The 15,456-nt window shown below is 70.5% G+C and carries 13 protein-coding genes; 1 reads left to right on the top strand and 12 read right to left on the bottom strand.

The window, feature by feature from the left end; translation table 11 throughout:
• A partial coding sequence (locus ACRDTB_RS23260) for an NAD(P)H-hydrate dehydratase (protein WP_431433503.1) occupies positions 1-1,418 on the bottom strand: 1,418 nt, incomplete at its 3' end.
• A 5-nt stretch (positions 1,419-1,423) separates the two neighbouring features.
• Positions 1,424-3,283 (bottom strand): glutamine--fructose-6-phosphate transaminase (isomerizing), encoded by a 1,860-nt coding sequence (glmS, locus tag ACRDTB_RS23255; RefSeq protein WP_431433502.1) that lies wholly within the window; start codon positions 3,281-3,283, stop codon positions 1,424-1,426.
• 75 nt (positions 3,284-3,358) lie between these two features.
• Between glmS and ACRDTB_RS23250 the strand changes: the two genes are divergently transcribed.
• Positions 3,359-4,168, top strand: coding sequence for a dienelactone hydrolase family protein (locus tag ACRDTB_RS23250; RefSeq protein ID WP_431433500.1), 810 nt, complete (start codon positions 3,359-3,361; stop codon positions 4,166-4,168).
• 28 nt (positions 4,169-4,196) lie between these two features.
• On the opposite strand, the gene ACRDTB_RS23245 is transcribed toward ACRDTB_RS23250, so the two are convergent.
• From ACRDTB_RS23245 to ACRDTB_RS23200, 10 genes are all read right to left on the bottom strand, one after another.
• A complete protein-coding gene (locus ACRDTB_RS23245; protein ID WP_431433499.1) occupies positions 4,197-6,560 on the bottom strand; it encodes a hypothetical protein in 2,364 nt (787 codons plus the stop codon).
• A complete protein-coding gene (locus ACRDTB_RS23240) occupies positions 6,557-7,642 on the bottom strand; it encodes a beta-ketoacyl synthase N-terminal-like domain-containing protein (protein ID WP_431433498.1) in 1,086 nt (361 codons plus the stop codon). The genes ACRDTB_RS23245 and ACRDTB_RS23240 overlap by 4 nt, the downstream gene beginning before the upstream one ends.
• A gap of 2 nt (positions 7,643-7,644) precedes the next feature.
• Positions 7,645-8,826 carry a beta-ketoacyl-[acyl-carrier-protein] synthase family protein gene (locus tag ACRDTB_RS23235; RefSeq protein WP_431433496.1) on the bottom strand — a complete coding sequence of 394 codons (1,182 nt, stop codon included), beginning with the start codon at positions 8,824-8,826 and terminating at the stop codon, positions 7,645-7,647.
• On the bottom strand, positions 8,823-9,080 hold the full coding sequence (locus ACRDTB_RS23230) for an acyl carrier protein (protein ID WP_431433495.1): 258 nt from the start codon (positions 9,078-9,080) through the stop codon (positions 8,823-8,825). Before ACRDTB_RS23230 ends, ACRDTB_RS23235 begins: the two co-directional genes overlap by 4 nt.
• Positions 9,077-9,583, bottom strand: coding sequence for a hypothetical protein (locus tag ACRDTB_RS23225; protein WP_431433493.1), 507 nt, complete (start codon positions 9,581-9,583; stop codon positions 9,077-9,079). The genes ACRDTB_RS23230 and ACRDTB_RS23225 overlap by 4 nt, the downstream gene beginning before the upstream one ends.
• Before the next feature lie 62 nt (positions 9,584-9,645).
• Positions 9,646-12,147 carry a hypothetical protein gene (locus tag ACRDTB_RS23220; protein ID WP_431433492.1) on the bottom strand — a complete coding sequence of 834 codons (2,502 nt, stop codon included), beginning with the start codon at positions 12,145-12,147 and terminating at the stop codon, positions 9,646-9,648.
• On the bottom strand, positions 12,144-12,494 hold the full coding sequence (locus tag ACRDTB_RS23215) for a hypothetical protein (protein WP_431433490.1): 351 nt from the start codon (positions 12,492-12,494) through the stop codon (positions 12,144-12,146). The genes ACRDTB_RS23220 and ACRDTB_RS23215 overlap by 4 nt, the downstream gene beginning before the upstream one ends.
• A 161-nt stretch (positions 12,495-12,655) precedes the next feature.
• Complete coding sequence (locus ACRDTB_RS23210) at positions 12,656-13,192, bottom strand: hypothetical protein (RefSeq protein ID WP_431433488.1); 537 nt, start codon at positions 13,190-13,192, stop codon at positions 12,656-12,658.
• 6 nt (positions 13,193-13,198) lie between these two features.
• On the bottom strand, positions 13,199-15,079 hold the full coding sequence (locus tag ACRDTB_RS23205) for a hypothetical protein (RefSeq protein ID WP_431433487.1): 1,881 nt from the start codon (positions 15,077-15,079) through the stop codon (positions 13,199-13,201).
• Entirely contained in the window at positions 15,076-15,405 is a 330-nt protein-coding gene (locus ACRDTB_RS23200) for a WXG100 family type VII secretion target (RefSeq protein ID WP_431433486.1), read from the bottom strand. Before ACRDTB_RS23200 ends, ACRDTB_RS23205 begins: the two co-directional genes overlap by 4 nt.
• Between the last annotated feature and the right edge of the window lie 51 nt (positions 15,406-15,456).

Below are 15,456 nucleotides of genomic sequence, written 5' to 3'. Positions count from 1 at the left end.
GCCGAGGCCGGCGCCGGCGCCCCGGCGGCCGCCAGCACGCCCGCCCGCTCGTGCACCCACGCCGCGCAACCGGCCGCGAGCCACGGGTCCAGCTCGGTCGCGAGCGCCGCCCCTATCAGACCGGAGAGCACGTCGCCGGAGCCCGCCGTCGCGAGCCACGCGGACGCCGCCGGGTTGACCAGCACCCGGCCGGCCGGGTCGGCGATCACCGTCGAGTGGCCCTTGAGCAGCACCACGCAGTCCAGCCGGCGGGCCAGCGCGCGGGCGGCCGCGGGCCGGTCGTCGCCGAGCTCGATGCCCAGCGGCTCGGCGATCCGGGCGAACTCGCGGTCGTGCGGGGTCAGCACCACGGCCGCGTCCGGCTCGCGGCGGTCCCACAGGGACGGGTCGGTGGCGAGCAGCGTGATCCCGTCCGCGTCCACGCAGGTCGGCACACCGTCGGCGAGGACATCGGCCAGCACGTCCCGGCCGGCCTGCCCGGTGCCCAGCCCCGGGCCCACGATCCACGCCTGCACCCGGCCCGCGTCCTCCACCGCGCCGGTCGCCACCACCTCCGGCCAGCGGGTCCGGACCTCGTCGGCCGCCCAGCCGGCATAGCGGACCATCCCGGAGGTCGCCAGCACGGCCGCACCGGTCGCCAGCACGGCCGCGCCCGGGTAGGTCGCCGAGCCGGCCGCCACGCCGGTCACGCCCTGGCTGTACTTGTCGTCGTCCGGCCGGGGGATCCGCCACGCCCGGCCCACCTCGGCCGGCTCCAGGACGGAGAACGCGGGATCGTCGAGCCACGGGCCGAGCCCGATGTCCACCAGGTGCACCACACCGGACCGGACCGCGCCCTCGGACAGCACGTGCACGGGCTTACGCGCGCCGAATGTCACGGTCGCGTCCGCGGACACCGCCGGCCCGTGCGTGGCGCCGGTGTCCGGGTCGACGCCGCTCGGCAGGTCGACCGCCAGCACCGGCGCGTCGACCGCCCCCACCAGGGTCGCCGCGGTCGGGCGCAGCGGGCCGCGTGCGGACAGCCCGACGATCCCGTCCACGACCAGGTCGGCACCGCCGAGCGCGGTGGCCACGGCCGGGGAGAGCGACTCGGCGGTCAGCACCCGCCCGCCGGCCCGGCGCAGCGCCGCGAGGCCGGCCGGGTGCGCCTTGTCCGGCGCGAGCAGCAGCGCGGTCACGGCCACCGAGCGGCGGCGCAGGAAGTAGCCGGCCCACAGCGCGTCGCCGCCGTTGTTGCCCGCGCCGACCAGCAGCACGACCCGTCGCCCGGCGATCCCACCGGTACCCGCCCGCAGCATGGACGCGGCCCGGACCGCCACGCCGAAGGCCGCACGCCGCATGAGCGAGCCCTCCGGGGTCCGCGCGAGGAGCTTGTCCTCGGCGGCCTTGACCTGGCCGGTGGTCCAGACGCCCAGCACGGCGGCTACTCCACCGTCACCGACTTCGCCAGGTTGCGCGGTTTGTCCACGTCGTAGCCGCGGGCGCGGGCGATCTCCGCGGCCAGCACCTGCAGCGGCACGGTCGACACCAGCGGCTGCAGCAGCGTCGGCACGGCCGGCACCTCGACCAGCTCGTCCGCGAACGGCCGCACCGTCTCGTCGCCCTCCTCGGCGATCACGATCGTGCGGGCGCCGCGGGCCTGGATCTCCGAGATGTTCGACAGCAGCTTCGCGTGCAACACCGCCCGCCCCTTCGGCGACGGCATCACCACGACGACCGGCAGCCCGTCCTCGATCAGCGCGATCGGGCCGTGCTTGAGCTCGCCGGCCGCAAAGCCCTCGGCGTGCATGTACGCGAGCTCCTTGAGCTTCAGCGCGCCCTCCAGCGCCACCGGGTAGCCGACGTGCCGGCCGAGGAACAGCACGGCCTTCGCGTCCGCGAGCGACCGGCCGAGCGAGCGCACCTTCTCCACGGTGCCGAGCACCCGGGCCACCGCGTCCGGCATGGCGGCGAGCTCGGTGAACTCCCGGCCGACCTCGTCGGGGTACTTGGTGCCGCGAGCCTGCGCGAGCGCCAGGCCGACGAGGTAGTTGGCGGCGATCTGCGCGAGGAACGCCTTGGTCGACGCGACGCCGATCTCGGGGCCGGCGTGGGTGTAGAGCACCGCGTCGGACTCGCGTGGGATCTGCGCGCCGTTGGTGTTGCAGACCGCCAGCACGCGGGCCTTCTGCTCGCGCGCGTGCCGCACGGCCTCGAGGGTGTCCGCGGTCTCGCCGGACTGGGACACGGCGACGACGAGCGTGTCGCGGTCGAGCACCGGGTCGCGGTAGCGGAACTCCGAGGCCAGCTCGACCTCCACGGGCAGCCGGCACCAGTGCTCGATGGCGTACTTCGCGACCAGGCCGGAGTGGTAGGCCGAGCCACACGCGACCACGAAGACCTTGTCCACGTCGCGCAGGTCCTGGTCGGACAGCCGCTGCTCGTCGAGGACGACCCGGCCGTTCGCGAAGTGCCCGCGCAGCGTGTCGGCGAGGGCGGCCGGCTGCTCCTCGATCTCCTTGAGCATGAAGTACTCGTAGCCGCCCTTCTCGGCGGCCGAGAGGTCCCAGTCCACGTGGAACGGGTGCGTCCGTGCGTCCACGCCGTGGTAGTCGGTCACGTGGTAGCCGTCGCGGGTGATCGTGACGACCTGGTCCTGGCCGAGCTCGACGGCGTCGCGGGTGTGCTCGATGAACGCCGCCACGTCGGACGCGACGAACGTCTCGCCCGTCCCGATGCCGACCACGAGCGGCGAGGACCGGCGCGCGGCGACGATCATGTCCGGCTGGTCGACGTGCGTGATGACCAGGGTGAACGCGCCCTCCAGTCGGCGGCAGACCGCACGCACGCTGGCCTGCAGGTCACCAGCGGTCTCGCCGCCGTCGTACGCGCGCGCGACGAGGTGCGCGACCGTCTCGGTGTCGGTGTCGCTCGCGAACTCGACGCCGTCGGCCTCCAGCTCGTGGCGCAGCGACGCGAAGTTCTCGATGATCCCGTTGTGAACCACGGCGACCCGCTCGGTGGCGTCCCGATGCGGGTGCGAGTTCCGGTCGACGGGCGCGCCGTGCGTCGCCCAGCGGGTGTGGCCCATGCCCGCGGTGCCGGCGAAGGAGCCGCGGCCGACCTCGGTCAACCGGTCCTCGAGGTTGGCCAGCCGACCGGCCTTGCGCTCCACGGCCAGGCCCTTCTCGGCCAGCACGGCCACGCCGGCCGAGTCGTATCCGCGGTACTCGAGCCGTCGCAACCCGTCAAGGACCACGTCGAGCGCCGGACGATGGCCTACGTATCCCACGATTCCGCACACCCAAGAGAGGGTAACGAGGATGCCCGCGGGCGTCGGTAGGGCCGTCGGACCTCGATCTCGATAGGGTCATCGACCATGGCGAACAAGGCGAAGCACCTCGCTGAGGAGCTGTCCCGCAAGGGGCCGCACCGGGTGCTGCGCGGGGACCTGGCACTCGTCGGCCTGCCGGGGGTGGTGTTCACCCCGATGGCCGGGCTCGGGCTGGCGGCCATCGCGTTCGGACACGGGTGGCTGCAGCCGCCGCAGCGCTACCACGGGCTGCTGCGTCACCTGGCGTCCTGGGGGTTCGTGGTGGCCGCGCCGGCGACCCAGCGCGGGCCGCTCGCGTCGCACCGGCTGTTCGCCGCGGACCTGAGCACGGTGCTGGACGTGTGCGTCGGCGTGCGGCTCGGGAACGGCGAGATCAGCGTCGACGAGGGTCGGCTCGGGCTCGCCGGACATTCGGTCGGCGGCGGGTGCGCGGTGCTCGCGGCCGCGTCGGACCCGCGAGTGCGGGCCGTGGCCACGCTGGCCGCGACCCAGACGAAGCCGTTCTCCACGGACGCGGCGAGCAGGTGCCGAATGCCGTCGCTGCACCTGGCGGCGGGGCAGGACCTGGTCGCGCCGGCCGTGGGGCACGCCGGGCTGATCGCGTCGAACTGGGGCGGTGAGGCACAGCTGCGGCTGCTGCGGAAGGCGAACCACCTGGGCTTCACCGAGGGGCGGCACTGGTCGAACCTGGTCCTGCCGGGCAAGGCCGAGCACGGCACGCAGCGGCTGGCGAAGATCCTGCTCACCGCGTTCTTCCTCACGCACCTGACGGGGTCGACGAGGTACCGGCCGCTGCTGGCCGAGGACATCAAGGGCGCGGCCATCGAGCGCGACGAGGACGAACTCGTCCACTGACGCACGGACCCCAACCCGCCCGGAGGCGTCAGCGCTTGGGTGCGGGCTTGGCATTCTCCGCCGGGTCGCGACCAACGACGCCGCCGAAGTTCGCCGCCGGGTCCGGTTCGTCGAACAGCTGGCCCGTCGTGCGCCACTTGCTCTGGCGAGCCTGGTCACCACCCTGGCCGCCGGCGCCCATGCCACCCATCGGCATGCCGCCGATCGCGCCGTGCTGACCCGACGCCGAGCCACCGCCGCCGGCCGGGCCACCACCGGGGCTCGACGCCGCGGTGGCGCGGTCCGCGCCCGTGGTGTCCGGCGAGCCGGCGCCCACCATCACGCCCGGCTGAGGCCCGCCGCCGGCCGACCCGCCGCCCGACGTACCGCCGCCCGACGTACCGGGGGTCTCGGCGCCGCCGAACGAGCCGCCGCCACCAAGACCGCCGCCACCACCACCGACGCCCATGCTCGCCGGCGTCGGCACGTCCGGCAGGGACGAGCTCGGCGTCCCCGGGACGTCCGGCACACCGGGCGTGTCCGGCCCGAAGTCCATGTCATAGGTCTCCGGGGTGCCGTCGTCCACGGTCATCTTCAGCCGGTCGGTCGGCCCGGGCACCTGCTCCAGCGTGATCGCGGCGTCGCCGTCCTGGATGACGGCCTTGCCGTTCTCCGCCTGGATCACGCCCTCCTCCGCCTGCTCACCCGGATCGTCGGTGAAGTCCACCGTGTACTCGCGCGGCTCGCCCTCGCCGTCGTCGACGGTGACCTTGCTCCGGCCCTGGGCGTCCGGCTGGCCGACGGTGATCTTCCGGTCGCCGTCCTGGATGGTCACCTCCTTGGGCACCGCACCCGGCCTGCCCGACAGACCCGGCGTACCGACGCCGCCGGGGCCACTCGAGCCGGGCAGCGGGACGTCCGGCACGCCAGGGGAACCGGGTCCGCCGGGGCTGCCCGGACCACCCGGCCCAGTGCCGCCCGGCAGCCCGCCGGGACCGGCGAACGACGGGGACGTGGTGCCCGACGGGCCGGTACTGGTGCCCGGGGTAGGAACGTCGGGCGGCGCCTGCGGCGTCGGGGTCGAGCCGGGACCGCCCGGACCACCGGGGCTGCCGGGACCGCTCGTCGGTGGGGTGCTTACCGGTGGCATCGAACCCGACGGCGTGGTCGGACTGGACCCACTCGGTGAACCGGCGGACGGCGGCGGAGTGGTCCCCGTCCCCGTGCCAGGGGTACCAGTGCCAGGCGGAGTCGTCGTGCCAGGCGGGGGAGCAGCACCGGCGGCATCGAACTCGTTCTCGTACTCACCGAGATAAGAGTTCAACTCCTCATAATACGAGTCCACCGCCTCCAACGTGTCATCACACGTCTGCTCGAACGTCGCATAAATATACTCATGCAGATCCTGATTGAACGAATCACGAATCCACTTCTTACACTCCCGCTGCACATACTCCTTATTCTCGTCATTCAACCCACAGTCATCATCACGAATCGTATTCTCGATATCCGACCCACACACCGAATCCACCCACGCCGCAACCTCCAAAATCTTATCCCGGTCACCAGCGTCATTCGCCAACTCCACAACCTTCATCGCGATATCCGGCGTCGCACTCCCCATCGTCGGCTGATACAAACCCATCACCGCATCCGCCTTCGCCTTACACTCCGCGAACACGTTCTGCACCAACGTCTCGATCATCCCCGGACTCTCCGACAAATAATCCAACAAATCGGAAACGTTCGGAACGACCTTCTCCGAGAAATACTGAAACGACGAATTCGCCGCCGGCCCCGTCCACGACCGATACAACTTGTTCAACTCCGACTCGGTCGACAAGTTCAACTCCGACAACTGCTGCTGCGCCGTACGCAACCGATCAGCATCATCGAGGAACTTCTTGAAACCGATCCCCATCTGCTCCTCAAAGCGCTGGGTCACATCCTCCATACTGATCTTCCCATGACGCCCCAACGAATCCCCAGGAACCGCGTCGTTCACCGGCAAGAAATTCTCGAACACCTTCAACGCCGGCCGCGCCAACTCGAAGATCTCATCCGACTTCTCCACCGCACTGGTCTGCCCCTGCTGCGGCGCCTCCAGACCATCCAAAGCGGAGCTGTTCTCGTCGATCTCCTCCTGCGTCAGGCCCGCGTTGTAACCGCGCTCCTCCGACTGCGCCTGCGCGTCCTCATAGATGTCATCCAACGACCCCTGGTCGAAGTCCCCACCCCGAGTCGGATACTGGCCGTAGTACTCCCGAACATCGTCCGGCAGATCCTCCTCATCGATGAACGGATAACCCTCGACGTTCTCCTTGACATACGCCGCGAGCAGATGCTCCTTCGTGTCCGCATCCACGAACGGATCGTCCAGCAGCGCCTGGACTTCCTCCCACGACCTGCTCATCGGCTACCCCTAACCTGCGTCACAATCCCCGATCCGCCGAGCAGGCGAACCACCACACAACCGACCATGCCGTCCCGATCCACCGCGGTGGCGACCGCGACCCGGCCCCGGACGTCGAACCCCTCGGCGAGCCCCAACAGCGAGGCGAGCTGGAACGCGCCGGTCGCTCCGCCGGTGTCGCCGACCAGCTCCGCCGGGACGATCACCCGCTCGACCTCCAGTCCCAGCACCTCTGCCACCGCGTCGTGCTCCATCGTCGTCACCGCCGAGTCCGGGCCGGACAGCGCCACCCCCCATACGTCGCGCGGCGCCGTACCGGCCAGAACCCGACGCAGACACCCGACCAGCGCGACTCGTGGCTCCCCCGCCACCGCCAACCGGACGTCCAACGCTACGACCTCCGCTAGCGCCGATCGGTTCCCTTCACCCGATGGTCGCAGGAACAGCATCGCGCATCCCTCGCCCAGCGGCCCGGTGCCGCCGCGGTGGCGTTCCAGCAGCGCGCGGGCTCCGCCGTACTCCTCGGCGGCGCCGGCGAACAGTCCGCTCGCCCGCCCGGTCCGCAGCAACCGGTCCGCGTAGCGCAACGTGGCGATGCCCGACAGCCTGCCCGCGGCGATCGTCGTGTTCGGACCGGTCAGCCCGTGCCAGCTCGCGCACTGCGCGGCGGCGGAGTTCATCAGGGAGAACGGCATCATCGCCGGGTTCACGAAGTACGGCTTGCGGCGGGTCAGCGACTCCGCGGTGAACGCGAACTGGGTCGGCGTGCTGCCGCTGGTCGTGCCGAGCACCACGCCCGTGCGGTCGTCTGGCAGGACCGAGCCCGCCTCGTCCTTCCGCAGCCGGCCGGCCGTGCTGACCGCGAGCGCCGTCGTGCGGTCCATCGAGCTGGTTCCCTTGCGCCCCAACTGGTCCACGATATCGAAGTCCGGCACGATGCGCGCGGCGTCGGGTTCGGGCAACCACGTATCCGAGCGCTCGACGGCCGTCGAGGGCCGTCCCGCCCGCACCCCGGCGGCGAACGCGGCGCGGCCGTAGCCGAACGGCGAGGTCGCCGACCATGCGCAGATCACCGTGGCCATGGCTAGTTCCTGCCGAACAGCACGACGGAGTTGTTGCCGCCGAAGGCGAGCGCGTTGTTCTGCACGACCCGGAGCTCGGCCGGGACCGAGACGTTGGGCACGCAGTCGATGCCGCATTCCGGGTCGGTCTCGGTGTGGTTGATCGTGGGCGGGATGAACCCCTCGGCGATGGCGAGCGCGCAGGCGGCGGCCGACAGCGCGCTCGCGGCGCCCATCGTGTGGCCCAGCATGGACTTCACGGACACCGTGCGTGGCGGGGTGGGTCCGAACACGTCGTGGATCGCTCCGCACTCGGTGATGTCGTTGGCCTTGGTTCCGGTGCCGTGCGCGGAGATCAGGTCGACCTCGTCCGGCGCGACGCCCGCGTCGTCCAGTGCCAGGCGCATGCAGCGGCCGACGGAGTCACGGTCCGGCGCCACCGGATGGCCGGCGTCGCAGTTGAGCCCGTAACCCAGGACCTCGGCGTAGACCCGTGCTCCTCTTCGGACGGCCGAGTCCAGTGGCTCGAGGACGAGCACGGCGGCGCCCTCGCCGGTGAGGATGCCCTGACGGTCCACATCGAACGGCCGGCACGCCCGCGGATCGACCGCTCCGAGCCGGTAGAATCCGGTGAACGTCATGCGGCACAAGGCATCCGCGCCACCACACAGCGCCACGTCCACGTCGCCGGTGGCCACCGCGTCGAACCCGTCGCCGATCGCGTAGTTGCCAGCCGCGCACGCGGTCGCGATCGTCGATACCTCCACAGTGGACAGACCGAGCTCGCGTGCGACGCCGACGGAGAGCAGCGCGGCCGGTACCCGCGCGGCCTCGGCGGCGGTCACCTCGACGCCGCGCACGACCGCCTCGGCGATCCGCTCGCCGCGGTCCAGGCCGCCGTCGGTGGTGCCGATCGACACGAGCGTGCGTGCGTCGGCGGGGTCGAGGCCCGCATCGCGCATGGCCATCGTCGCGGCCGCGACGGCGAGCTGGCCGGCGCGCGGCAGGCGCTCCGGCTGTTCGAGCCAGTCCGCCGGCTCGAAGTCCACGACCTCACAACCGATGCCGTGCGCGAAGCCCGTGGTGTCGAACCCGCCGATCGGGCGGGCGCCGCTGCGTCCGGTACGCAGGCCGCGGGCGAACTCGGTGGCGCCGGTGCCGATGCTCGACACGACCCCGAGTCCGGTGACCGCGACCCGGTTCATCCCTCGCCCAGGGCCGCGCTCAGCACGCCGTAGACGCCGTCGAGGTCGACCAGCTTCTCGAACTCGGCCGGGTCGACCTCGACGTCGAACTCGATCTCGAGGTTGGCCAACAGCTCGATCAGCTTCATCGAGTCGGCGCCGAGGTTTTCGACGAAGTGGTCGGACGGGCTGACCTGGTCCTCGTCGACCTCGAGCACGCGGCACACCACGGCCTTGATCTCGGCGGCCCGCTCGGCGACGACGGCGTGCATCATTGGTTCCGCATCCACGAGGACTGGTTGGAGAAGTCGTCCTCGTCGTCGAGCACCTCACGGTCGCGGGCCGGTGCGGGGCGGCGGACCTGGCGGGCAGGCTGCGGCTCCGGCGCGGGCGGCGGCACCGGCTCCGGCGCCTCGGCCTCCTCGGCCTCGATCGCGCCGATGCCACCGGGACGCGGGTCGGCCTGCGGGCGCGCCGCGGGGCGGAAGGCGAACTCCTCGCGCCGCTCCTCGTCCTCACCGCCGAAGCCCATGATGTAGTTCTTGTCCCGCTCGGTCTTCTCGGTCGCCCATCCACCGGCCTGCCTGCGACGCCGGCCGAGCTCACCGAGGTGCTTGGCGACCTGCTCGGCGACCGGGCCCTGCTTGAGCAGGCTGTCGCGTGCCTTCTCGCGGGCCGTGCGGCCGTTGCGGACACGCAGCGCCCGCCGCTCGGCCATCTCCCGGCGGACCTGGTCCATGCGGGCTCGCGCCTTCGCGGCCTTGTCCAGCGCACTCACGACAGCCACCCGTTTCCTGACTCGCTCGCAGGCTCACTCATTGCCGCGTCCCCTCCATCGTGCTAACGCCCTTCACCAAACGTGCCGCGCAGTTGGGCATCGGCCTCCTCGTCGAACAGGTCACCGGTGGTACGCCACTGACCGCCGGTGCTGCGGTCCTGGTCGCCGGTCATGCCGCCACCGACGCCGCCCATCATCGGCATCCCCATCGCCCCGCCGCCGGAGTGCTCGCCGCCCGGCTGGTGCCCGCCGCCGTTGCCGCCGTCGGCCGCGGTGGCGAGGCCGGCTTCACCGGGGCCGGTCGGCGGCGTCGAGGCGTACTGGCCGTGGTCCGGCGCGCCGAACGCACCCGCCTGACCGGCGGCCCCGTTGTCCGAATGGCTGAAGAACGACCCGCCGTCCGACGGGAGGCTCGCCTGCGCGCTCGTGGCCGCGTAGGACGGCTGGGTGTACTGGCCAGCCGGGTCGCGCTCCACCGGGCTCGCCGATCCCGGCTCGGTGTTTCGGGCCTCCTGCGGCTGGGACTCCAGGTCGTGGATCACGCCGCCGACCTGGTCGTCGAGCTGGCGGTACATCGCCTGGGCCTCCGACGGCTGCCCCTGCTCGCCCTGCTGACCCGGCTGGCCCTGCGACGGGCTTTGCGGGGTGGCCGTGGGGCCGTCCTCGCCGGAGTAGTCCAGGCTGTAGGTGGTCGGCTCGCCGGTACCGTCGTCAACGGTGACCACGACCGTGTCCGCCGAGCCCTCGGGACGCTCGGCCGTGATCGTGAGCCCGCCGTCCTGGATGACGCACCTGCCGTCCTCACCCGGCTGGATCGGCCCCTCCGGCTGGTCAGGTGCCGGCACCCCGCTGCCGGCCGGACCGAAGTCCTGCGGCTGACCGGTCCCGGAGGTGCCCGTGCCCGGGACGCCGGCGGCCGCGGCGCCGGTCGGGGTCGAGCCCTCGCCGAAGTCGAGTGTGTACGCCTTCGGCTCGCCACTACCGTCGTCGACCGTGACCGTGACCTGCCCCTGGCCGTCCGGGCTGGTCACCGAGATCGACCGGTCGCCGTCGTCGATGGTGACCGTCTCCTCCTGGCCGGGGGTCGTTGACGTGGTGCCCGGCGGCACGTCGCCCGGGTCCTGCCCGGTCGGATCCTCGCCGGACGGGTCCTGGCCAGTCGGGTCCTGGCCGGACGGGGTGGTCGGGCTGGGCGTCGGCACGTCGGGTGGTGCTGGAGTGTCCGGTGTGGACGGTGTCGATGGGGTGGACGGCGTCGAAGGAGCCGACGAACTCGTCGGTGGGGTGCTTACCGGTGGCATCGAACCCGACGGCGTGGTCGGACTGGACCCACTCGGTGAACCGGCGGACGGCGGCGGAGTGGTCCCCGTCCCCGTGCCAGGGGTACCAGTGCCAGGCGGAGTCGTCGTGCCAGGCGGGGGAGCAGCACCGGCGGCATCGAACTCGTTCTCGTACTCACCGAGATAAGAGTTCAACTCCTCATAATACGAGTCCACCGCCTCCAACGTGTCATCACACGTCTGCTCGAACGTCGCATAAATATACTCATGCAGATCCTGATTGAACGAATCACGAATCCACTTCTTACACTCCCGCTGCACATACTCCTTATTCTCGTCATTCAACCCACAGTCATCATCACGAATCGTATTCTCGATATCCGACCCACACACCGAATCCACCCACGCCGCAACCTCCAAAATCTTATCCCGGTCACCAGCGTCATTCGCCAACTCCACAACCTTCATCGCGATATCCGGCGTCGCACTCCCCATCGTCGGCTGATACAAACCCATCACCGCATCCGCCTTCGCCTTACACTCCGCGAACACGTTCTGCACCAACGTCTCGATCATCCCCGGACTCTCCGACAAATAATCCAACAAATCGGAAACGTTCGGAACGACCTTCTCCGAGAAATACTGAAACGACGAATTCGCCGCCGGCCCCGTCCACGACCGATACAACTTGTTCAACTCCGACTCGGTCGACAAGTTCAACTCCGACAACTGCTGCTGCGCCGTACGCAACCGATCAGCATCATCGAGGAACTTCTTGAAACCGATCCCCATCTGCTCCTCAAAGCGCTGGGTCACATCCTCCATACTGATCTTCCCATGACGCCCCAACGAATCCCCAGGAACCGCGTCGTTCACCGGCAAGAAATTCTCGAACACCTTCAACGCCGGCCGCGCCAACTCGAAGATCTCATCCGACTTCTCCACCGCACTGGTCTGCCCCTGCTGCGGCGCCTCCAGACCATCCAAAGCGGAGCTGTTCTCGTCGATCTCCTCCTGCGTCAGGCCCGCGTTGTAACCGCGCTCCTCCGACTGCGCCTGCGCGTCCTCATAGATGTCATCCAACGACCCCTGGTCGAAGTCCCCACCCCGAGTCGGATACTGGCCGTAGTACTCCCGAACATCGTCCGGCAGATCCTCCTCATCGATGAACGGATAACCCTCGACGTTCTCCTTGACATACGCCGCGAGCAGATGCTCCTTCGTGTCCGCATCCACGAACGGATCGTCCAGCAGCGCCTGGACTTCCTCCCACGACCTGCTCACTGCCCAGCCTGCGGTGCGGTGACCGTGTTGGCGGCGCCCGTCTCGGTGGTCGAGTAGGCCTGGCCGGCGCCACCGATCTGACCGGCGAAGGCCACGAGGTTGTCACACATCGCCGTCGCGCCCTGGCCGAGCTGCTCGATGGCGGATGCGTAGTCCGCCTGCCACTGGGTGTGCTTGGTGCCGAACTCTGCGTCGGTGAGCTCGGTGGGCTGGGTGTCCTCGACCTCGCCCTTGGCGTCCTCGGCGGCGTTGTTGATGTTGCGCCCGGCGCCGGACATCTGGCCGGTGTCCGTGGTGTAGCCGTCTGGCGGCGCGACCCCACCGGGGTTGGCTGGCGGCGTGTTCATGACCGGTGTCCCCCTTTGCTACTCGACCTGCGTGACGCCCGATTCGACGCGCGACGCCGACGGCGGGTGCCGTCACAGCTGCACAAGAATGTACCTATTCGCAGGTGGAGCCGTGTGGCAGCCAGAAATTTGCTTCCTCAAATGGTGGACCGCCGGATGACTCACCGCAACCAGGTGCGGCCGGACAGGTCCTCGTCGTTCTCGGCCGAGGGCCACGTGGGCTCGACCGGTGCACGCCGCTCGGCCGACGGCCTCGGCTCGGGTCTCGGCTCGCGGTCCTCCGGCGCGCCGAGCACGAGTGTCCGGCGCGTGGGTGGACCGGCCTGCCCGGACGGCTCGTCAACCCGACCACTCGCGGCCGTGGGTAACTGTCCTTTCGCGGCAGCAGGCTCCGGCTCCGCCGCTCGCCTGGCCGCACGGAGCTCCTCGGCGCCCAGCATGAGCGTCGTGGGCGTGGTGGCACGACGTGCCGGTTGCTCGGGCTCGGCCCGCTTGTCCTGTGCCTGCTGTTCCCTCGCCTGCTTGACCAGCTCGTCCAGGGCCTGCTTCTCGCGCTCCCGGCGCTCGAGCATCTCCCGGACCTGCTCGTCGATCTCCTCCGAGCGGTGTGCGCACTCACCGAGGGCACGCAGGCCGCTCGCCGTGATGGCGTCCAGCCGTGCCTGTGTGGTGGCGTGGTCGATTTCGTACAGCGACATCGCGCGTCACGCGCCCTCGAGATCGTCCTCGCCGAGTACGCCGTGCATGCTGTACACCGGGTCGCCGTTGTCGAACAGGTCGCCGTGGACGCTCCAGCCCGTGCCTGCCCGGCCACCCTCGACGACGCCCGCACCGGCGCCCGCCATCATCGGCATGGCGCCGCCACCCGCCGCTCCGGCCGGCTCGCCCTCGCCGGCACTGGCCAGTTCGGCCTCGCCGGTGGACTGGTCGGGCACCAGCACGCCGGACAACGCTCCATGCGGGTCACCGGTCACGGCCTGAGTCCTGGTGAGCTGCTCCTTCTGGGGAGCGGGTTCCCCTTCGGACTTCGGCTCCCCCGAGCCACCGGGCTCGGCCACCTCGTCGGTGGGCTCCCCCTGGGCCCGGTCCGGTTCCTCGGCGCGGGGCTCGGTGGCCTCGTCGAAGTCGAGCGTGTACGTGGTCGGCACGTTGACGCCGTCGTCGACCTCGAGCTTGATCGTGCCGGGGTCGAAGAGGGGCCGCTCCGCCGTGATCACGAGGGAGCCGTCCCTGATGACGCACTGGCCGTTCGTCCCGGCGGGCACGCGCTCGGCACCGGACTCGGCCGCCCCGCCGGCCGCGGGCGCGTCCGTCCCGCCGCCCGGCGGCGCCATCCCGCTGGCCGCGTCGAAGTCGAGGTCGTAGCTCGTGGCCTTCCCGTCCCCGCCCACGACAGTGACCTTGACGTGGCCCGCACCGTCCGGACTCGTCACCGAGATCGTCCGGTCGCCGTCCTTGATCGTCACCGAGTCCCCGCTCGACACCACGACAGCGGCCGCACCGGGGGGCTCCGGCGCCTCGGCGGCCGCCAGCGGCTCGGCCGCCGGATTGGGCGATGGCGGCGGCCTGACGGCGTCGCCATCACCGGACCCGCCGGAATCGTCACCGCCCGAGGCGCGGCCGCCGCCCGGATCGCCGTCGCCCTCACCGGTATCGGCTTGCCCGGGCCCACCCGAGCCGTCGACGGAGCCCGTGCCACCGGGCACGGACAGGTGCGAGAAGACGCTGGCCTCGGCCAGGATCCGGAGGTTGTTCAGCGACTCGTCGTAGGCCTTGCCCACGAAACCGTGCAGCTCGTCCGCCTCCGCGCAGTACGCGTTGATCTTGCCGTGGATCGCCTCGCGCTCGTTCGTGGCGCCGTCCACCACGTAGCGGTACTGGCCCGTGACGACCGCGAGATCGTCGGTGCAGTCCCACTTCTCCAACTGCTCGTTGAACAGCTGGTTGGTGGTCAGCCGGCCGTCGATCATCGCGACCAGCTCGTCGTCGTCGTAGTGGCAGCCGGTGGTGTGCCAGGACGTGCAACGCTCGGCCAGGTACTCGCCGCTGTCCTTGGACATGCGCCACCAGTCGCCGGGCTTGGACAGCTTGTCCTTCGCCCAGTTGAAGTGGTCGTTCAGGCAGTGGTCGCGGTAGTTCTGGTATCCGGAGCGGATGGCCGACAGCGCGGTCTCGAGCCCGGCCGCGGTGGTCTCGACGGCCGCCTTGTAGTCGTTCAGTGTCTTCTCGAGCTTCTCGATGTTGGACCGGAAGGCGTCGTACGACTCGCCCTTCCAGTCCTGCGCCAGCCGCGCCTTGCCGTCCCTGACCACGACGGAGATGTTCTCGACCGCGGCGGCAAGCCCCTTGAGCTTCGCGACGTCCTTCGCGAGCTTGCCGAATGCCAGGCCACCCAGCCGGCTGTGCCGCTCGAGCGCGGACGTCGCGAGCCCGAGGTCGAGCTTCTCGTCGTAAGCCGGGATCGTGTTCTCGACGGCCGTGTTGATCGGCTCCGCGCCGATGATGTCCCTCGAGTGCTCGTCCCCACTGATGGCCAGGTCCGCGTTGTCGACGAACGGGACCGCGTCCGGACGCTGGAACGTCATCGCGAGCTCCCGAGCCGGGCATCGATCGCCTCGATGTTCCCCAACCCGGAGGACTCGGCCGAGATGATCACGTCGGTGCCTTCGTTCAGCTGACCGCTGACGTCGGTGAGGTGCTTCGCCAGGTTGGCGAGGTCGGCCGCGATCGCCGCCATGTACTCGTCGTACTTCGCGCCCTGGTCGTCCTTCCAGGCGTTGCCGAAGTCGGCCGCCTTCGCGTCCGTAGCACCGATCTTCTGCTGGATCTTCCCGAGCTGACTCGCCGCCTCCGCGATGATCCCGGCGTACTCCCGGACGGCCTCCGGGTCGTACTCCAACCCGCCTCCCATGGCGTCTCCCCCTCAGCTCGAGTCGAACGCAGACACGGATCGTACGCCTGC

This window comes from Actinophytocola sp. (assembly GCF_050699935.1).
Classification (GTDB): Bacteria; Actinomycetota; Actinomycetes; order Mycobacteriales; family Pseudonocardiaceae; genus Actinophytocola.
This window is presented reverse-complemented; position numbering and strand designations above follow the sequence as displayed.